The organism is Isoptericola sp. NPDC057653 (assembly GCF_042799955.1).
In the GTDB taxonomy this organism is placed as follows: Bacteria; Actinomycetota; Actinomycetes; order Actinomycetales; family Cellulomonadaceae; genus Isoptericola.
This window is the reverse complement of sequence record NZ_JBHVHP010000002.1, coordinates 1,081,044-1,099,075: the sequence shown is the minus strand read 5'-3', so window position 1 is coordinate 1,099,075 and position 18,032 is coordinate 1,081,044. Positions and strand designations below refer to the sequence as shown.

At 75.2% G+C, this 18,032-nt stretch carries 18 protein-coding genes; 11 read left to right on the top strand and 7 right to left on the bottom strand.

Annotation, left to right across the window (positions count from 1 at the left end):
* The first annotated feature begins 35 nt into the window (after positions 1-35).
* Entirely contained in the window at positions 36-1,724 is a 1,689-nt protein-coding gene (locus ACFU9A_RS16235; RefSeq protein ID WP_430576311.1) for a DHA2 family efflux MFS transporter permease subunit, read from the top strand.
* 40 nt (positions 1,725-1,764) lie between these two features.
* On the opposite strand, the gene ACFU9A_RS16230 is transcribed toward ACFU9A_RS16235, so the two are convergent.
* Positions 1,765-2,715 (bottom strand): helix-turn-helix transcriptional regulator, encoded by a 951-nt coding sequence (locus ACFU9A_RS16230; protein ID WP_430576310.1) that lies wholly within the window; start codon positions 2,713-2,715, stop codon positions 1,765-1,767.
* 93 nt (positions 2,716-2,808) lie between these two features.
* Between ACFU9A_RS16230 and ACFU9A_RS16225 the strand changes: the two genes are divergently transcribed.
* On the top strand, positions 2,809-3,333 hold the full coding sequence (locus tag ACFU9A_RS16225; RefSeq protein WP_430576309.1) for a VOC family protein: 525 nt from the start codon (positions 2,809-2,811) through the stop codon (positions 3,331-3,333).
* A gap of 6 nt (positions 3,334-3,339) precedes the next feature.
* On the opposite strand, the gene ACFU9A_RS16220 is transcribed toward ACFU9A_RS16225, so the two are convergent.
* Positions 3,340-3,744: a VOC family protein gene (locus tag ACFU9A_RS16220; RefSeq protein ID WP_430576308.1), complete on the bottom strand. Its 405-nt coding sequence runs from the start codon at positions 3,742-3,744 to the stop codon at positions 3,340-3,342.
* 121 nt (positions 3,745-3,865) lie between these two features.
* On the opposite strand from ACFU9A_RS16220, the gene ACFU9A_RS16215 reads away from it, so the two are divergent.
* Genes ACFU9A_RS16215 through ACFU9A_RS16205 form a run of 3 tightly spaced genes read left to right on the top strand, consistent with a single transcriptional unit; the run spans position 3,866 to position 6,159 of the window.
* Positions 3,866-4,882 (top strand): helix-turn-helix transcriptional regulator, encoded by a 1,017-nt coding sequence (locus ACFU9A_RS16215; RefSeq protein ID WP_430576307.1) that lies wholly within the window; start codon positions 3,866-3,868, stop codon positions 4,880-4,882.
* A gap of 24 nt (positions 4,883-4,906) precedes the next feature.
* Positions 4,907-5,665 (top strand): SDR family NAD(P)-dependent oxidoreductase, encoded by a 759-nt coding sequence (locus ACFU9A_RS16210; RefSeq protein ID WP_430576306.1) that lies wholly within the window; start codon positions 4,907-4,909, stop codon positions 5,663-5,665.
* Positions 5,662-6,159: a MarR family winged helix-turn-helix transcriptional regulator gene (locus tag ACFU9A_RS16205; RefSeq protein WP_430576305.1), complete on the top strand. Its 498-nt coding sequence runs from the start codon at positions 5,662-5,664 to the stop codon at positions 6,157-6,159. Before ACFU9A_RS16210 ends, ACFU9A_RS16205 begins: the two co-directional genes overlap by 4 nt.
* Before the next feature lie 76 nt (positions 6,160-6,235).
* Here the strand turns inward: ACFU9A_RS16205 and ACFU9A_RS16200 are convergent, their stop codons facing one another.
* The 3 genes from ACFU9A_RS16200 to ACFU9A_RS16190 all read right to left on the bottom strand — a co-directional run bounded on the left by ACFU9A_RS16200 (position 6,236) and on the right by ACFU9A_RS16190 (position 8,897).
* A complete protein-coding gene (locus ACFU9A_RS16200) occupies positions 6,236-6,931 on the bottom strand; it encodes a DUF4287 domain-containing protein (RefSeq protein WP_430576304.1) in 696 nt (231 codons plus the stop codon).
* Between the two features lie 224 nt (positions 6,932-7,155).
* Positions 7,156-7,815: an NADPH-dependent F420 reductase gene (locus ACFU9A_RS16195; protein ID WP_430576303.1), complete on the bottom strand. Its 660-nt coding sequence runs from the start codon at positions 7,813-7,815 to the stop codon at positions 7,156-7,158.
* Positions 7,812-8,897 (bottom strand): LLM class flavin-dependent oxidoreductase, encoded by a 1,086-nt coding sequence (locus ACFU9A_RS16190; RefSeq protein WP_430576302.1) that lies wholly within the window; start codon positions 8,895-8,897, stop codon positions 7,812-7,814. Before ACFU9A_RS16190 ends, ACFU9A_RS16195 begins: the two co-directional genes overlap by 4 nt.
* A gap of 114 nt (positions 8,898-9,011) precedes the next feature.
* On the opposite strand from ACFU9A_RS16190, the gene ACFU9A_RS16185 reads away from it, so the two are divergent.
* Both ACFU9A_RS16185 and ACFU9A_RS16180 read left to right on the top strand, forming a co-directional pair.
* A complete protein-coding gene (locus ACFU9A_RS16185) occupies positions 9,012-9,500 on the top strand; it encodes a MarR family winged helix-turn-helix transcriptional regulator (RefSeq protein WP_430576301.1) in 489 nt (162 codons plus the stop codon).
* A gap of 37 nt (positions 9,501-9,537) precedes the next feature.
* Positions 9,538-11,196: a DHA2 family efflux MFS transporter permease subunit gene (locus ACFU9A_RS16180; RefSeq protein ID WP_430576300.1), complete on the top strand. Its 1,659-nt coding sequence runs from the start codon at positions 9,538-9,540 to the stop codon at positions 11,194-11,196.
* A gap of 88 nt (positions 11,197-11,284) precedes the next feature.
* Here the strand turns inward: ACFU9A_RS16180 and ACFU9A_RS16175 are convergent, their stop codons facing one another.
* Complete coding sequence (locus ACFU9A_RS16175) at positions 11,285-12,646, bottom strand: MFS transporter (RefSeq protein ID WP_430576299.1); 1,362 nt, start codon at positions 12,644-12,646, stop codon at positions 11,285-11,287.
* Positions 12,647-12,883: 237 nt separating this feature from the next.
* Between ACFU9A_RS16175 and murA the strand changes: the two genes are divergently transcribed.
* From murA to ACFU9A_RS16155, 4 genes are all read left to right on the top strand, one after another.
* Positions 12,884-14,200 carry a UDP-N-acetylglucosamine 1-carboxyvinyltransferase gene (gene murA / locus ACFU9A_RS16170; protein ID WP_430576298.1) on the top strand — a complete coding sequence of 439 codons (1,317 nt, stop codon included), beginning with the start codon at positions 12,884-12,886 and terminating at the stop codon, positions 14,198-14,200.
* A 62-nt stretch (positions 14,201-14,262) separates the two neighbouring features.
* Positions 14,263-15,021: a lysophospholipid acyltransferase family protein gene (locus ACFU9A_RS16165; RefSeq protein ID WP_430576297.1), complete on the top strand. Its 759-nt coding sequence runs from the start codon at positions 14,263-14,265 to the stop codon at positions 15,019-15,021.
* Positions 15,018-16,076 (top strand): NAD(P)H-dependent glycerol-3-phosphate dehydrogenase, encoded by a 1,059-nt coding sequence (locus ACFU9A_RS16160; RefSeq protein WP_430576296.1) that lies wholly within the window; start codon positions 15,018-15,020, stop codon positions 16,074-16,076. Before ACFU9A_RS16165 ends, ACFU9A_RS16160 begins: the two co-directional genes overlap by 4 nt.
* A gap of 34 nt (positions 16,077-16,110) precedes the next feature.
* Positions 16,111-16,806 (top strand): haloacid dehalogenase type II, encoded by a 696-nt coding sequence (locus tag ACFU9A_RS16155; protein ID WP_430576295.1) that lies wholly within the window; start codon positions 16,111-16,113, stop codon positions 16,804-16,806.
* A 1-nt stretch (position 16,807) separates the two neighbouring features.
* On the opposite strand, the gene ACFU9A_RS16150 is transcribed toward ACFU9A_RS16155, so the two are convergent.
* Positions 16,808-17,953 (bottom strand): trans-sulfuration enzyme family protein, encoded by a 1,146-nt coding sequence (locus tag ACFU9A_RS16150; RefSeq protein ID WP_430576294.1) that lies wholly within the window; start codon positions 17,951-17,953, stop codon positions 16,808-16,810.
* Between the last annotated feature and the right edge of the window lie 79 nt (positions 17,954-18,032).

The window sequence follows — 18,032 nt, the reverse complement described above, 5'->3', positions numbered from 1 at the left end:
TGCCGGGCCGCCGCGCACGAGGCGAGAAGTGGAGCATGGGAGCAGGGACGGCCGACGACCCGACGAGCGGGACCGCGGGAGACGTCGAGCCCGCGGTGGACGACCGCGCCCACGCGCACCGGTGGCGCGCGCTGGTCGTGCTGTCGGTGGCGCTGTCGATGGTGGTCATCGACGGCACCATCGTGGCGGTCGCGATGCCGGACATCGTCGCGGACCTGAGCCTGGGCCTCAGCGAGGCGCAGTGGGTGAGCGCGTCCTACGCCGTCGTGCTCGCCGGGCTGCTGCTGTCGGCGGGGCGGCTCGGCGACCGGCTCGGGCGCCGTCGCCTGCTGGTCGTGGGCGTGGCCGCGTTCCTCGTCGGGTCGCTGCTGTCGGCGGCGGCCGACGACGGCGGCACGCTCATCGGGGGCCGCCTGGTGCAGGGCCTGGGTGCCGCGGCGATCCTGCCCACCACCCTCTCGACGGTGAACGCCACCTTCCGCGGCAAGGACCGCGCCGCGGCGTTCGGGGTGTGGGGCGCGGTGATCTCGGGGGCGGCCGCGATCGGGCCCCTGGCCGGCGGCTGGCTCACGACGTCGTTCACCTGGCCGTGGATCTTCCTCGTCAACCTGCCGATCGGCGTCGCCGTCGTGGTGGGCGCGTACCTGTGGGTCCCCGAGACGCGCACCACGGTGACCGCGCCCGGCCTGGACGTGGACGGGCTGCTGCTGTCGGGGCTCGGCTTCGGAGCGCTCGTCTTCGGCCTCATCGAGGGGCAGACGCTCGGCTGGTGGGCGCCGAAGACCGACTTCGAGGTCCTCGGCCTGACCTGGCCGGCCTCGGCGCCCGTGTCGCCGGTGCCGGTGCTGCTCGCGCTCGGGGTGGCGCTCCTGGTGCTGTTCGTCGTGTGGGAGCGGCACCGCGCCCGGGTCGGCCGCTCGGCGCTGCTCGACCTCCGGCTGTTCCGCATCGCCACCTTCCGCTGGGGCAACGTCGCCGCGACCGCCGTCGCCGTGGGGGAGTTCGGCATCATCTTCGTGCTGCCGCTGTTCCTCGTGAACGTGCTCGCCCTCTCGACGATGGGCGCCGGGCTGGTGCTCGCGGCGATGGCGATCGGCGCGTTCCTCTCCGGCGCGTCGGCCCGGCACCTCGCCGCGCGGGTGGGCGCGCCGCTCGTCGTCGTCATCGGGCTGGTGCTCGAGGTCGTGGGGGTCGTCGCCGTCGCGCTCGTCGTGACGCCCACCGTCTCCCCGTGGCTGCTCGCGCTCGTCCTCGTCGTGTACGGCGTCGGGCTGGGGCTGGCGTCCGCGCAGCTCACGAGCACGACGCTCGCGCAGGTGCCGCCCGCGGAGTCCGGCCAGGGGTCGGCGACGCAGTCCACCGTGCGGCAGGTCGGGTCGGCACTGGGCACCGCCCTGGTCGGGACGGCGCTCGCGGTCCTGCTGTCGACGACCGTGCCCGCCTCGCTCGACGGCCAGGGGCTGCCCGACGCCCAGGTGACCCAGCTCGCCGACGCCACCAGCGGGTCCGCGGGCAACGTCATCTCCGGTCTGCGCGCCCAGGGCACCGACGGGAAGCTCGGCGACCAGGGCCCCGCGGTGGTCGACGCGCTCTCCCTGGGCTTCGCCGACGCGACCCGCGGCTCGCTGCTCGTGGCCGGCGTGTTCCTGCTGCTCGGCCTGGCCGCGTCGCTCGCCGTCGTGCGCGCGTCGCGACGGCTCGGCGACGTCGGGGCCGACGGCTGAGCCCGCCGGCGCCCGGGCGGCTCCCGCCCGGCGCGCGGGGCTACGCCCCCGGCCGCGTGCGCTCGTGGATCGCGTCGAGGTGGGCGCGCAGCGCGGGCGGCCCGTGCACCTCGAAGGCGCAGTCGAGCGCCAGCAGCCGCAGCGCGAGCCACTCGACGGTGTCCGCCGCGCTGCGCCAGCGGGTGTCCTCGCCCTCGGCGGCGAGGTCGCCGTCGCCGAGGTGGTCGCGCAGCCGGGCGCGGGCGTCGTCGAGAGGCAGGCGCAGCGTGACGTCGGCCCGGGCCGTGGGCGCCAGCGCGCGCTCGCTCGCCTCGAGGTGGGCCAGCACGTCCGGCGCGGCCAGGTCGTGACGCGAGCGAGCCCCGGTCGCGCGCGGGGCGCGGACCCGGTCGGCGCGGAACGTGCGCCAGTCGTCGCGGTCGAGGTCGAACGCCACGAGGTACCAGCGCCGGTGCACGACGACCAGCTGCTGCGGCTCCACGTGCCGCGGCCCGTGCCGCCCGTCGCGGGTCTCGTACTCCAGCCGCACGCGCTCGCGGTTGGCGGCCGCGGCGGCCAGCGCGGTGAGGACGTCGGGGTCGACGGCGCTCGCGGGCCGGTCCCCGGACATCGCCGCCGCGCCGAGCGTGCGCACGCGGTGCCGCAGCCGGGGCGGGGGCGAGCGGCTCAGCTTGGTCAGCGCGCGGACCCCCGCGTCGTCGAGCCCGGGCAGGCCGTGGGCGGCGACCGTGCGCAGGCCGAGAGCGACGGCCACCGCCTCGTCGTCCTCCAGCAGCAGCGGTGGCATCGACGCGCCCGCGACCAGCCGGTACCCGCCGTGGGCGCCGAGCGTCGCCTCGACGGGGTAGCCCAGCTCGCGTAGCCGGTCGACGTCGCGCCGCACGGTGCGGTGCGTGACGCCGAGCCGGTCGGCGAGCTCGCCGCCCGACCACGTGCGGGCGGTCTGCAGCAGCGACAGCAGCGAGAGCAGGCGGGAGGTGGGTCCGGGCACGCCCCCATCCTGCCCGCTATCGAGGACAGGAACGGTCCTCATTCCCTCCTAGCGTGGCCGGCACAGCGTCACCCCACCCGAGAGGACACCGTCATGACCGCCACGCAGCACCCCGCCCCCGCCGGCTACACGAGCGTCGCCCCCTGGGTCGTCACCGACGACACCGGCGCCTTCCTCGACTTCGTGACCGCGGCGTTCGACGGCGACGAGCTCGCCCGCGTCGTCACCGAGGACGGCTCGGTCGGGCACGGCGAGACCCGCGTGGGCGACACCGTCGTGCTCGCCTTCGACCGGCGCCCCGAGTGGCCCGTCATGCCGAGCCTGCTGCGGGTGTTCGTGCCGGACGCCGACGCGGCGTTCGCGCGGGCGACGGCGGCCGGCGCGACCGTGGTGACCGACCTCGCCGACAGCGCCTTCGGGCAGCGCGGCGGCCGGGTCAAGGACCCGTTCGGCAACGTGTGGTGGGTCGTGAGCCACGTCGAGGACGTGCCCGAGGACGTCATGTGGCAGCGGCTGCAGGACCCGGTCTACGCGGGGCAGATGCGCGTGGCGCAGGAGACCCTCGACGCCGAGCTGAGCGGCCGCCACCACGGCCGCAGCAGCGCGCCGGTGCGCTGACGGCGGTCAGCGACCCGCGAGCACCTCGTCGTAGTGGGAGTTCTCCATCACGCCGAGCACGTTGCCGAACGGGTCGACGACGGCCGCGGTGACGAACCCGGGGCCGCGCTCGACCACGTCCTGGTAGGGCGCGGCGCCCAGCTCCAGCAGGCGCGCGCGGGCGGCGCGCACGTCGTCGACCGCCCAGTAGGCGACGGCCCCCGCGACGCCGTCGGGCTGCGGGGGAGCGAAGCGCCGGTCCATGATCCCGAGCTCGTGCTGGTAGTCGCCGATGCGGAACTCGGCGTAGGCGAGGCGGTCGCCGGCCTCGCGGGCGAAGTAGGCGTCGGTGCCGAGCACCTCGGCGTACCAGTCGCGGGCGGCGGCGACGTCGTCGGCGAGGTAGGTGATGGTCGTCAGTCCACGCAGCACGGGTGCTCCTCGGTCGAAGATGCTCTCGGGGCGAGAGGTGCAGGTCCGGACGACCTGACGAGCACCACTCTTCCGGTCAAAGTGCTCACCTACCGAGCACTTTGCGTGGCAGTCTCGGAGGATGCGCGCCGACCGGCTCATCCAGGTCCTGCTCCACCTCCAGTCGCGGCCGCGCGTGACGGCGGCGGAGCTCGCCGACGCCCTCGAGGTGTCGGTCGCGACCGCGCGCCGCGACCTCGAGGCGCTGTCCGCCGCCGGCGTGCCCGTCTACCCGCAGCCCGGCCGCGGCGGGGGCTGGTCGCTGCTCGGCGGCGCCCGCACCGACCTCACCGGGCTGACGGCGCCCGAGGCCCGCGCCCTGTTCCTGCTGGCCGGCCCCGGCACCCGCTCGTCCGACGACGCGCGGGCCGCCCTGCGCAAGCTCGTGCGCGCCCTGCCCGCCACGTTCCGCGCCGAGGCGGAGGCGGCCGCGGCGGCCGTCGTCGTCGACCGGGAGCGCTGGAGCGCCGCGGACCGCGCGACCCCGCCGGCGGTGGAGGCGCTGCAGGGCGCCGTCGTCGGGCGCCGGCGGGTGCGGATCGACTACACGGGCGCGACCGGGCGGTCCTCGCGCCGCGTCGTCGACCCCTGGGGCCTCGTGGACAAGGACGGCGTCTGGTACCTCGTCGCGGGCACCGGGCGCGGGCCGCGCACCTACCGGGTGGACCGGGTCGGCGCGCTGGAGGTCACGGACGAGACCGCCGCCGTGCCCGACGACCTCGACCTGCAGGCCGAGTGGCGGCGCGTCGTCGGCGAGGTCGAGGAGCGGCGCTCCGCCACCTGGGCGACCGTGCTCGTGGCGCCGGAGCACGTCGCCGTGCTCCGCGACCAGTTCGGGCGCCACACGCGGGTCGAGGACTCGGAGGGCCGCGAGGACGGCGGCGAGGACGGCGGCGAGGACGGCGGCGAGGACGGCGGCGACGCGGGCATGGTCCGGGTGCGCGTGGCCGCGCCGACGCCGCTCGACGTCGCCCGGCACCTGGCGGGCTGGGGGGCGCAGGCCCGCGTGCTCGGGCCGCCGGAGGTCCGCGCGGAGCTGGCCCGCCTGGGGGCGGAGCTGGTGGCGCAGCATCCGATGTTACTGTCTTCAGGACAGTAAATGTGTTCCCTCAGGAGGTCGTCCATGTCCACCACCGCACGCTTCGCCGACAAGGTCGCGCTCGTGACCGCCTCGGGCGCGGGGATCGGCGCGGCCGTCGCCACCCGGCTCGCCGCCGAGGGGGCCGCGGTCGTCGTCTCCGACGTCGACGCGGACGCCGGGGCGCGGGTCGTCGAGGCGATCACCGCGGCCGGCGGGCGCGCCGTGTTCCGGGCCGCCGACGTCAGCGACCCCGCCGCCGTGGACGCGCTCGTCGCGACCGCCGTCGAGACGTTCGGCGGGCTCCACCTGGCGGTGAACAACGCAGGGGTCGGCACGCGGCCGACGCGCGTGCACGAGATGCCGGTCGAGGCCTGGGACCGCGCGGAGGACATCACCCTGCGCGGCACGTTCCTGTGCCTGCGGGCGGAGACCGCCCACATGGTCGCCCACGGCGGCGGCTCGATCGTCAACACCGCGTCGATCGCCGGGCTCAAGGCGTCGCCGGGCATGACGCCCTACTCGGCGGCCAAGGCCGGCGTCGTCTCGCTCACCCACGCGACGGCCCTGGAGTACGTCCGCGACGGCATCCGCGTCAACGCGGTCGCGCCCGGCGCGATCGAGACCGCCGCGCTCGCCTCGCTCCCCGCGGACGCGCGCGCCGGGTACGCCGCCGACGTGCCGATGGGCCGCCTCGGTCGCCCCGAGGAGATCGCCGCCGCCACCGCGTTCCTCCTGTCCGACGAGGCGGCCTTCGTCACCGGCGTCGTGCTGCCCGTCGACGGCGGCACGCGGATCGCATGACGGGCGCGCCGGACGCCGGGCCCGCGGACGGGCCCGCGGGCGTCCCGGGCTACCGCTCGGACCTGCTCGACGCGCTGGTGCGCGTCATGGGCCTGTGGACCGGCGGGGACCTCATGTCGACGATCGCGCGCCGGGCGGGGGTCGACCTCGACGCCCCCGCGATCGTCGTCATGACGGTGCTCTGGCGGCACGGGCCCCGCCGGCCCTCCGACGTCGCCGAGCACCTGTCGACGGGAGCGTCCAACGTCAGCAAGATCCTCGGCCGCCTGGAGGCGAGGGGCCTCGTCGAACGGAGGCCGGACCCCGACGACGCCCGGGCCTCCCGCGTGCACCTCATGCCCGCGGGCGTCGACGTCGCCCGCCGGTTCGTCGAGGGCGGCGACCTCCTCGTGGACGAGCTCCTCGCCGGGTGGGACGTCGCCGACCGGCACGCGCTCGCGGGGCTGCTGCGCCGGTTCGAGGCCGCCACGGAGGACCACCTGCGCCGGTCGTGACGGCCGGGCCCGGTGCCGGGCCCGGTGCCGGGCCCGGTGCCGGGCCCGGCCGCGAGGACCGGGCCCGACGCCGGTGTCAGTCGTGGGCGGCGGCGGTCAGCGCCTCCAGCCAGTCGGCCCAGTAGCCCTTCCACTGCTCGGCCTCGGCCGCGGTGGCGATCCGCTCGTGGGTGGCGGTGAGGCGCAGCCGCCGCCCGGCCGGGTCCAGGGAGACGAGCAGGACGCCGTGCGCGCCGTCGCCGTCGGAGACGCCGAACCGCGGGCTCCGCACGCCCGGCCGCGACCTCGGGGTGAGCGTCAGGCCCGGGACGAGGTCGGCGCGGGCGTCGTCGTCGGCGAGCAGGGCGCGGAGCTGGTCCGGGTCGAGGTCGGTCAGCCGCGACCGGCTCACGGAGAACGTGCCGTCGGGCCGCTGCCCGGGCACGCGCAGCCCGGTGATGCGCTCGTAGCCCACGGTGACGGACTGCGCCCACCACCCCGACACGCCGTGCTGCTCGGCCACCCAGGCGGCGATGGCGGTGTGACCGGCGTCGCGGCCCGGGCCGGCGTCGACGAGCCCGACCCACTCGTCCCAGCCGTGGCCGGTGTTCTCGCGGACGACGTCGTCGGCCACGTCGGGCTGCGAGACCCAGGGGCGGGCACCCGGCGCCGTGCCCGGTGCGGTGGAGGGTGCGGTCCGGGCGAGGAGGGCGCGGCGCGCGGCGCCGTACTTCTCGCCGGTGCGGGTCATGCGCTCGCGGACGCGGCGCTTGAACGATTCCTGCGTGGTCATGAGGACTCCTGGGTGCTCGCTCGGCGCGCCACCCGCGGCCCGCGCCCGCCGGCAGGCACCGGGGAACACGGTGTCCTGACCCGCGTCGAGCACTCGAGGTCCCCTCTGCCCCCACCGCTCGCGCGGTCCCGGTGGCGCGAGCACCGGTCCGGGGGTCGGGCGGGACGCGCCGCCCTGCCGTCCAGCGTAGGGCGCGCCGCCGACGGCCGCGAGGCAGGCCGGGGTCAGGCCGGCGCGCCGACCAGCTCCCGCAGCTCCTCGCGCGGCACGTTGGCGCCGAACGCCGGGGTGCCGGGCTGCAGCGTCGCGCCGGCGGCCAGCGGGCCCGCGACCAGCGGGTCGAAGCCGAGGCGGTCGACGAGCTCGGTCACCTGCCGCACGTCCTCGGGGTCGTCCCCGGCGACGGCGATCGCCCGGCGACCCGGCGCGCCCGCGGGCCGGGCCCCGGCGTCGAGGTCGTGGTAGCCCATGTGGTTGAACGCCTTGACGACCCGGGACGCCGGGAGGAAGTCCTGCACCAGCTCGCTCGTCGACGTGGCCGGCTCGGCGAGGTCGCCCCGGTGCCCGTCGACCTCCCACCAGTAGTTCATGGCGTCGACGACGAGCTTGCCGGCGAGCGCGTCCGCGGGCACGGTGCGGTACCTGCCGAGCGGGAGCGCGAGGACGACGACGTCGGACCTCGCCGCGGCCTCCTGGGCGGTGACGGCCTGCGCACCGGGGGCGAGGACCTCCACCGTCAGCGCGATCCGCCCGGGATCGCCCGAGCCCGCGACGAGCACGCGGTACCCGGCGGCCGCGGCGAGGCGTGCCAGGACGGTCCCGACCTTCCCGGCGCCGAGGATGCCCACGGTCACCTCCCGCTCCGCGGGCGACGGCCCGGTCACGCGGCACCGTCCTGCGCGGCGACCTCGTCGGTCGCGGCGTGCTCGGCGGCGTGCTCGGCGACCAGCTCGCGCACGCGCGGGACCACCTGGGTGCCGTACAGCTCGACGTTGCGCAGCCGGGCCTCGGCGGGCTGGGCGCCGGTGGTGTAGATCATGTCGAACCGGCCCACCCCGAGGTCGGTGACCGCGGTCGCGATCTTCCGGGCGACGGTCTCCGGCGACCCGATGTACAGGGAGCCGTGCGCGATCTCGGCGTCGTACTCCTCGCGCCGGATCGGCGGCCACCCGCGGGACGCCCCGATGCGGTCGCGCTGGAGCCGGTAGTGCGGCCAGAAGATCTCGACGGCCTCCTCGTCGGTGTCGGCGACGAACCCGGGGGAGTGCATGCCCACCGGGTGCGTCGTCGTGCCGAGCTGGGCGGTGGCGCGGCGGTAGAGGTCCACGTACGGCGCGAACCGCGCGGGCTCCCCGCCGATGATCGCGAGCATCAGCGGCAGGCCGTAGTGCGCGGCGCGGACCACGGACTGCGGGGAGCCGCCCACCCCCACCCACGTCGACAGGCGGCCCGACTCCGTCTTGGGGAAGACGTCGGCGTCCCGCAGCGCGGGCCGGGTGGTGCCCGACCAGGTGACGGGCTCCTCCTTCAGGAGCTCGGTGAAGAGGTGGATCTTCTCGTCGAACAGGAGGTCGTAGTCCTCCAGGTCGTAGCCGAACAGCGGGAACGACTCGGTGAACGAGCCTCGCCCCAGGATCACCTCGGCGCGCCCGTCCGACAGGGCGTCGAGCGTCGCGAACCGCTGGAACACGCGGACGGGGTCGTCGGAGGACAGGACCGTCACGCCCGAGGCCAGGCGGATCCGCTCGGTGCGGGCGGCGATCGCGGCGAGCACGGTCTCGGGCGACGAGATGGCGTACTCCGGCCGGTGGTGCTCGCCGAGCGCGACGACGTCGACGCCCACCTGGTCGGCCAGGACGGCCTCGTCGACGACCTGGCGGATCGCCGCGGCGTGCGAGACGAGCTCCCCGTCGGCGCCCACCGGGCGGTCGCCGAACGAGTCGAGCCCGAGCTGGAGCGTGGTCATGGTGCCCTCCCGTGGCGGTCCGGGCCGCGGTCCGCCCGATCTGTCGTGCCGGTGTGCGTTCGCGGGGGGTAACGTCGTGATTGACATGTCAATTCCCGAACGGGCGGTGGTCGCATGACGCAGGGCCGGGACGGGGCGCGGCGCTCGCCGACCCTCGACCAGCTGCGCACCTGGCGCGAGTTCGTCGAGGCGACCGAGGCGCTGCGGTCGCGCCTGTCGTCCCGCCTGCAGGCGGAGTCCGGGCTGTCCTGGGCCGACTACGCGGTGCTGCTCGCGCTGCACGACGCCGACGGGGGCTGCCTGCGGTCCTCGGCGCTCGCCGCGGCCGTCGGCTGGGAGCGCAGCCGGGTGTCGCACCAGGTGGGACGCATGGAGCGGCGCGGCCTGGTCGCGCGGCGCGGCGGCCGCGCGGCGGGCGTCGCGCTCACCGACGACGGTGCGGCGTCGTTCCGCCGTGCGTCGGTCGCGCACCTGCGGGACGTCCGGGACCTGTTCGTCGACGCGCTGAGCGACGACCAGCTCGCCGCCGCCGGCGAGATCGCCGTCGCGCTGCGCGCCTCGCTGGAGGGAGCGCCGGACGCCTCGGAGGACCGGGCCGTGTGACGAGGCGCGCGTCGGTGGGCCGTGCCACGCTCGTCGCATGTCCACCACGTCCGGGCGCGTCCCGGTGACCCCTCTCGTCGACCTGCACGGCCGGTCGGCCTGGAGCGTGCTCCCGCCGCTCATCCTCGGCTTCTTCATGATCATGGTCGACACGACGATCGTGAACATCGCCATCCCCACGCTGACCGAGCAGTTCTCCGCCTCCCTCATCGAGGTGGGCTGGGTGAACAGCGCCTACCTGCTCTCGTACGCCGTGCTGATGCTCCTGGCCGGCCGGCTCGGCGACCGGTACGGGCAGAAGTCGGTCTTCATCGTCGGGCTCGTGGTGTTCACGACGTTCTCGTTCCTCTGCGGCTTCTCCGGGAACATCGGCTCCGCGCCGGAGATCGGCTGGCTGATCGGCTTCCGCGTCCTGCAGGGCGTCGGCGCGGCGATGATGACCCCGCAGACGATGTCGATGATCACGCGCGTCTTCCCGCCCACCCAGCGCGGCGCGGCGATGGGCCTGTGGGGCGCGACGGCGGGCGTCGCGACCATCGCGGGCCCGCTCCTCGGCGGCATCTTCGTCGAGACGGTCGGCTGGGAGTGGATCTTCTACGTCAACATCCCGGTGGGGATCGCCGCGCTGTGGTTCTCCTTCGCGCGGCTGCCGCACCTCCCGTCGCACGGGACCACGATGGACCCGCTGGGCGTGGTCCTGTCGGTGGTCGGCCTCGCGGCCGTCGTCTTCGGCCTGCAGGAGGGCGAGAACTACGACTGGGGCCACATCTGGGGGCCGTTCTCCGTGTGGACGCTCGTGGGGCTGGGGCTGCTCGTCCTCGTCGGGTTCGTCTGGTGGCAGCACCGGCAGGGGCCGCGCGCGCTGCTCCCGTTGCGGCTGTTCCGCTCGCGCAACTTCTCGCTCGCCAACGTCGACGGCATGGTCGTGACGTTCGCCATGATCGGCATCTTCTTCCCGCTGACGATCTTCCTGCAGTCGATCCTCGGCCTGACGCCGATCCAGGCCGCGCTGGTCATGATGCCGGGGTCGCTGGTGTCGGGCGTGGTCGCGCCGTTCGCCGGCCGGCTCTCCGACCGGGTGCCGGCCAAGTGGGTGGTGGCGGCCGGCTTCGCCGCGATCGCCGGGGCGGTGCTCTGGCTCGCCGCGGTCCTGGACCCCGACCTGTCGCCGTACGCGCTGCTGTGGCCGATGGCGCTGTTCGGCGTCGGGACCGGCCTCACGTTCTCGCCGCTGTCCAACCTGGCCACCTCGGGGCTCGACGCCCGTACGGCCGGCGCGGGGGCGGGCGCGTTCAACACCAACCGTCAGGTCGGCGGTGTCATCGGCTCCGCCGTCGTGGTGGCGCTGCTGTCCGCGCGCCTCGCGATCACCGTCCCGGCGGCCGCGCAGGACGCCGCGGCCCAGCTGCCGGAGCAGTACCGGCAGCCGTTCGTCGACGGGATCACGCAGGCCAGCGGCAGCCTCGGCACCACGGCGGTCGGCTCGGTGCAGCTGCCCGACGGCGTCCCGGCGTCGGTCGCGGAGCAGGTGGGCGCCGCGGCCCAGCACGCGTTCTTCGCGGGCTTCGCGGACGCCGCCGGCCAGACGCTCCTGCTGGTGGGCGCCGTCCTGGTGATCGGCGTCGTCTGCGCGGCGGCGATGTCGCCCGTGCAGCACCGCGAGCACGTGCCGGCCGAGGCGGACGCGGCCGCCTGAGGCGCCGGACGCGCTCCCGTACGGACGACGGCGCCGCCCCTCCGCACGGAGGGGCGGCGCCGTCGTCGTGCCGGGCGGTGCGCCGTCGTCAGGCGGAGATGTCCCCGCTGAAGTCGACGTCCTTGGTCTCCTTCTGCAGCCACAGCGCGACGAAGGTGACCGCGGCCATCGCGGCGAGGTACACGCCGACGAGGACGGGGGAGCCGGCCTTCTCCCAGAGCCACACCGCGATGAACGGCGCCACGGCGGCGCCGAGGATCGACGCGAGGTTGTACGCCACGGACGCGCCCGTGTAGCGGACGTTCGCCGGGAACAGCTCGGGCAGCAGGGCGGCCATCGGGCCGAACGTCAGCCCCATCAGCGTGAAGCCGAGGATGAGGAGCGTCTGGACGCCCACGGTGCCGCCGGCGAAGAGGGGCACGAAGAGCAGGCCGAAGGCGGCGATGGCGCCGGTCACGACCAGCAGCATGGGGCGGCGGCCGTACCGCTCGGCGAGCGGGCCGGACACGAGCGTGAAGATGCCGAAGAAGACGCAGCCCACGATGAGCATCCAGAGGAAGTCGATCTTCTCGTAGCCCAGGCCGGCGGGGGAGCCGTCGGCGGGGTCCGTGGCGGCGATGCCGTAGTTCAGCGTGAACGTCGTCATCAGGTAGAAGAGCCCGTAGGTGGCGACCATGATGAACGTGCCCGAGAGGACCTTGCGCCACGAGGAGCGGAACACCTCGGCCACGGGTACCTTCGCGACGGCCTCGGCCTCGACGACCTTCTGGAACGCGGGCGTCTCGATGAGCCTGAGGCGCACCCACAGGCCCACGATCACCAGGATCGAGCTGGCGAGGAACGGCACGCGCCAGCCCCACGACGTGAACTGCGCGTCGGTGAGGGTCTGCGAGAGGCCGATGAACACCAGGTTGGCGAGGATGAAGCCGATCGGGGCGCCCAGCTGGGGGAACGTGCCCCACACGGCGCGCTTGCCGGCCGGGGCGTTCTCCGTCGCCAGCAGCGCGGCGCCGCCCCACTCGCCGCCGAGGCCGAGGCCCTGGCAGAAGCGGCACAGCACCAGGACGACGGGCGCGAGCACGGCCCATCCCGGGTTCGTGGCGGCGGGGATGATGCCGATCACCACGGTCGCGATCCCCATCGTGAGCAGCGACGCGACGAGCGTCGTCTTGCGGCCCACCCGGTCGCCGAAGTGGCCGAAGAGGACCGACCCGACAGGCCGCGCGACGAACGCGACGCCGAACGCGGCGAACGACGCGAGCAGGGCCGTGGTGCCGTCCTGGTTCGGGAAGAACAGGGCCGGGAAGACGAGCGATGCCGCGGTCGCGTACGCGTAGAAGTCGTAGAACTCGATGGACGTGCCGATGAGCGACGCGACGATGACGCGGCCGCGCGAGTTGACGGCCGGCGTCGGCGTGCTGGGGGCTCCCGACGTGACGGAGGTGGACATGGTCGGCGACGGTACGCCTGGCGGTCCGCATCATGAACACGTGTCTCGGAATACGAAATCGTCCGCCCTGCGAGGGGGTGCCCGGCGCGTGAAGGTGTGGTGAACGTGGATACGGCTCCCCGGGAGCGTGTTGGCACCACCGGGCCGGGCGGGGCAGGATCGACGGCGCGCTGGGACCGCGACACGGACGACGTCCCAGCACCACTGCACTCGGAACGACGGGACGAACACGACGACATGAACGATCTGCTGCACGTGAACGGCGGGACCCCGCTCGAGGGCACCATCACGGTGCGCGGGGCGAAGAACTTCGTCTCGAAGGCGATGGTCGCGTCCCTCCTGGGAGAGTCGGCGAGCGTGCTGCGGAACGTCCCGCAGATCCGCGACGTCGCGGTGGTCACGGGCCTGCTCGAGCTGCACGGCGTGAACGTCAAGGCGGACCCCGACGCGGGCATCCTCGACCTCGACCCCTCGAACGTGGAGTCCGCGCACGTGGCGGACATCGACGCGCACGCGGGCTCGTCGCGGATCCCGATCCTGTTCTGCGGCCCGCTGCTCCACCGGCTGGGCGAGGCGTTCATCCCCGACCTGGGCGGCTGCCGGATCGGCGACCGGCCGATCAACTACCACCTGGACATCCTGCGGCAGTTCGGCGCCGTCGTGGACAAGATGCCGAACGGCATCCAGCTCCGCGCCCCGCGCCGCCTGCAGGGCACCAAGATCTCGCTGCCGTACCCGTCCGTCGGCGCCACGGAGCAGCTGCTGCTCACGGCCGTGCGCGCGGAGGGCATCACCGAGCTCACCGGCGCGGCGATCGAGCCCGAGATCATGGACCTCATCGCCGTCCTGCAGAAGATGGGCGCGATCATCTCCGTCGACACCGACCGGGTGATCCGCATCGAGGGCGTGGACCGCCTCGACGGGTACTCGCACACGGCGCTCGGCGACCGGATCGAGACGGCGTCGTGGGCGTCGGCGGCGCTGGCCACCGGCGGCGACGTGACGATCAAGGGCGCGACGCAGCCGGAGATGATGACGTTCCTCAACACCTTCCGGAAGGTGGGCGGCCGGTTCGACGTGGCCGAGGACGGCATCCGGTTCTGGCACCCGGGCGGCGACCTGCGCTCGATCGTCCTGGAGACCGACGTGCACCCCGGGTTCATGACCGACTGGCAGCAGCCGCTCGTGGTGGCGCTGACCCAGGCGAAGGGCCTGTCGATCGTGCACGAGACGGTGTACGAGAACCGGTTCGGCTTCGCCGACGCGCTGCGCAAGATGGGCGCCACCATCCAGGTCTACAAGGAGTGCCTGGGCGGGCGGGCCTGCCGGTTCGGGCAGCGCAACTTCCAGCACTCGGCGGTCATCTCGGGCCCGACGCCGCTCAGCGCGGCCGACATCGAGGTCCCGGACCTGCGCGGCGGGTTCTCCCACCTCATCGCGGCGCTGACGGCCAAGGGCACCTCCACGGTGCGCGGCATCAGCCTCATCGACCGCGGGTACGAGAACTTCCAGGAGAAGCTGGTCTCGCTCGGGGCCGACGTCTCGCGGGGCTGACCCGCGGCGTCCGCCGCACGGCTGACACGGTCGGTCGGCACGGGCGGGTAGGCTCTGAGCCCGTGCCGATCGCCCGACCTGACTCCCGTGGTTACCGCGCCGTCGCGCGGATCGTGCGGCCCCTGCTGTTCTCGATGGTCCGCTACGACTGGGACGGCGGGGAGGAGAACCTGCCCCGCGACGGCGGCTTCATCGCCGCCGCGAACCACGTCACGGAGTTCGACGCCCTCACGCTGGCGCACTACCTCTTCGACAAGGGATTCGAGCCGCGGATCCTGGCCAAGCGGGGGCTGTTCACCGCGCCGGTCGTCGGCTCCGTGCTCCGCGCCACGCGGATGATCCCCGTCGACCGGGGCACGGCGGCGGCGGCGGGGTCGCTCGAGGACGCGGGCGCGCAGCTCGGCCACGGCGCGTGCGTCGCCATCCTGCCGGAGGGCACCCTCACCCGGGACCCGGACCTGTGGCCCATGGAGGCCAAGACCGGCCTGGCGCGGATGGCGCTGGCCAGCCGCCTGCCGGTGGTGCCGGTCGCCCAGTGGGGGGCGCACAAGATCCTGCCGCGGTACGGGCGCCTGCTGCGCCCGTGGCCGCGCAAGCGTGTGACGATCGTCGCCGGGCCGCCCGTGGACCTGTCCGACCTGTACGACCGGCCGCTCGACACGCAGGTGCTGCGCGAGGCCACCAACCGCGTCATGGACGCGATCGCGGTGCAGCTGGGAGAGATCCGCGGCGAGACCCCGCCGGCCGTCCGGTTCGACCTGCGCAAGCACCCCGAGTACGAGAAGAAGCAGACCCACTACCCACCCGTGGAGCGCCCTTGAGCAACGACCTGACCACCGAGCTGCCGATCGTCCCGCGCCCGGCCGTCGTGCCGCTGCCCGTCGCCGTCCTCGGCTCCGGGTCGTGGGGCACGACGTTCGCGAAGGTCCTGGCCGACGCCGGGTGCGACGTCCGGCTGTGGGGGCGGGATGCCGTGGTGGCCGACGAGGTCACGACCGCGCACCGCAACGAGAAGTACCTGCCGGGCATCCAGCTGCCGCCGATGCGCGGCACCACCGACGCGGCCGCCGCCCTCGCCGGGGCGCGGATCGTCGTCGTGGCGGTGCCGTCGCAGGTCGCGCGGGACACGCTGCGCGGCCTGCGCGAGCTCGTCGAGCCCGACGCGGTGATCGTCTCCCTCATGAAGGGCGTCGAGCTCAGCACCGACCAGCGGATGAGCGAGGTCATCGCCGAGGCGCTCGACGTCCCGGCGGCGCGCGTCACCGTCGTGTCGGGCCCCAACCTGGCGCGGGAGATCGCCGAGGAGCAGCCCACCGCGACCGTCGTCGCCGGCACGGACGAGGCCGCCACGCGGCTCGTCGCCGAGGCGTGCACCACGCCGTACTTCCGGCCGTACCTCAACAGCGACGTCATCGGCGTCGAGCTGTGCGGCGCCGTGAAGAACGTCATCGCGCTGGCCGTGGGCATGGCCCAGGGGCGCGGCTTCGGCGACAACACGACGGGCACCGTCATCACGCGCGGCCTGGTCGAGATCACGCGGCTCGGGCTCGCGCTCGGGGCGGACGCCGCCACCTTCGCCGGCCTCGCCGGCATGGGCGACCTGGTCGCGACCTGCGCCTCGCCGCTGTCGCGCAACCACATGGTCGGCCGCCGCATCGGCGAGGGGCGCACGCTGGAGGAGGCGGTCGAGGCCACCGGCACGACGGCGGAGGGCGCCAAGTCGTGCCGGTCCGTGCTGGACCTCGCGGGCAAGCACGGCGTCGACATGCCGATCACCGCCGGCGTCGTGGCCGTCCTCTACGACGGCCTGCCGGTGGAGGACATGGCGCGCGGCCTGCTCTCCCGTCCGCAGAAGTCCGAGGGCGTCGGCGCCTGACGCGTCCGGGGCGCGGGCGCCGTACGGTGGCGGGATGACCTCCACGACGCCCCGCCCCGTGCTCGTGCTCGACGTGCTCGGCACGCTGGTCGACCAGGCCGGCAGCCTGGCCGCCCAGGTCCGCGACGTCGGCCTGGACGCCGCCGCGGCGGAGCGGGTCGTGGAGACGTGGCTGGCGCGCGTCGCGGAGCGGGAGCGCGCCGTCGTCGACGGGCGCGAGCCCTTCGAGCCGAGCCACGCGCTGGACCGCGAGGTGCTGGCCGGGCTGGTCGACGAGGGCGCGCTGCCGGCCGGCGCGGACGCCCGGCTCGCCACGGCCGCGCACCGCCTGAGCCCGTGGCCCGACAGCGCCGCGGGGACCGCGAGGCTCGACCGCGACTTCACCGTCGTGGGCCTGTCCAACGCGGACCGGAGCACCCTGGCGGCGCTGCGCGACGGCGCCGGGCTGCGCTGGGACGGGGCCTTGTCGGCGCAGGACGTGGGCACGTACAAGCCCGCGCCGGACCTCTACGCCGCGGCCGTCGAGGCCACCACCGTGCCCGGGGCGGGCGCGCCGGTCATGGTGGCCGCGCACGCGTGGGACCTGCGGGCCGCGGCCGAGGTCGGGATGCGCACCGCGTACGTGCCGCGGCCGCAGGGCGACCCGCCGCGCCCCGGCGAGACCTTCGACGTGCACGCCGCCGACCTGGGCGACCTGCACGAGCAGCTGCTCGCCGGCGCGCTCGGCTGAGTCAGGCGCCGGCGGCGCGCAGGGCCTGGTCGAGGTCGGCCCACAGGTCCTCGACGTCCTCGACGCCGACCGAGAGCCGCAGCAGGTCCTCGGGGACGGTGGGGGACTCGGTCGCGAACCGGCGCCGGCGCTCCAGCGTGGACTCGACGCCCCCGAGCGAGGTGGCCGGGACCCAGAGCCGGACCGCTGCCACGACGGCGTCCGCCGCGGCGGGCCCGCCGTGGGGGCGCAGGCCGAGCACCGCGCCGAACCCGTTCATCAGGCCGGCCGCGCGCTCGTGCCCGGGGTCGCCGGGCAGGGACGGGTGACGCACCTCCGCGACGCCCGGGTGCTCGGCGAGGCGCCGGGCCAGCTCCGCGGCGCTGGCGCCCGCCCGCTCTACCCGCAGGTGCAGGGTGCGCAGGCCGCGCAGCGCGAGCCACACCTCCATCGGCCCCGGGATCGCGCCGTGCATCGTGCGGTACGCGCGCAGGCCGGCGCCGATCGCGTCGTCGCTCGTCACCGCGGCGCCGAGCACGACGTCGGAGTGGCCGGCCAGGTACTTGGTCACCGAGTGCACGACGACGTCCGCGCCCAGGTCCAGCGGGCGCTGGCCGAGCGGCGTCGCGAACGTGTTGTCCACGACCGAGCGCACCCCGCGCTCGCGCGCCGCCGCGAGGATCGCGGGCAGGTCCGCGACCTCCAGCATGGGGTTGGTGGGCGACTCGGCCAGCAGCACCGTGGCGCCGTCGAGGGCGGCCACCACCTGGTCCGTGTCCGCCACGTCCACGCGCCGCACCTCGACGCCGCGGGTGGCGGCGAGGTCGTCGAGGTAGCCGAGCGAGACCTGGTAGGCGTGCCGCGGCACGACCACCGCGCCGCCCTCGGGCACGTGGCCGACCGCCGCGATCACCGCGGCCATCCCCGAGCCGAAGACGACGCCGTGCGACGCGCCCTCGAGGGCCGCCAGGGCCTCCTCGAACGGGTGCCACGTCTCGGTGTCCATCCGCGTGTACAGCAGCTCGCCCGGGCCGGAGACGCCCTGGTTCACGTACGTGGAGCTGAGCACGACCGGCGGGTTCACGGGCCCGCCCTGCGTGCGCGGCGGACGCCCCGCCGTGACGGCGAGGGTGGCGGGGGAGAGGGAGCCCTGGGGGTCGTGCGTCATGGCCGCAGGGTACGACGACGGCCCGGGGTGCCGCGGATCCGTTCGGCAGGCGGTGGATCCGGTCGGCAGCCGCCCCTGC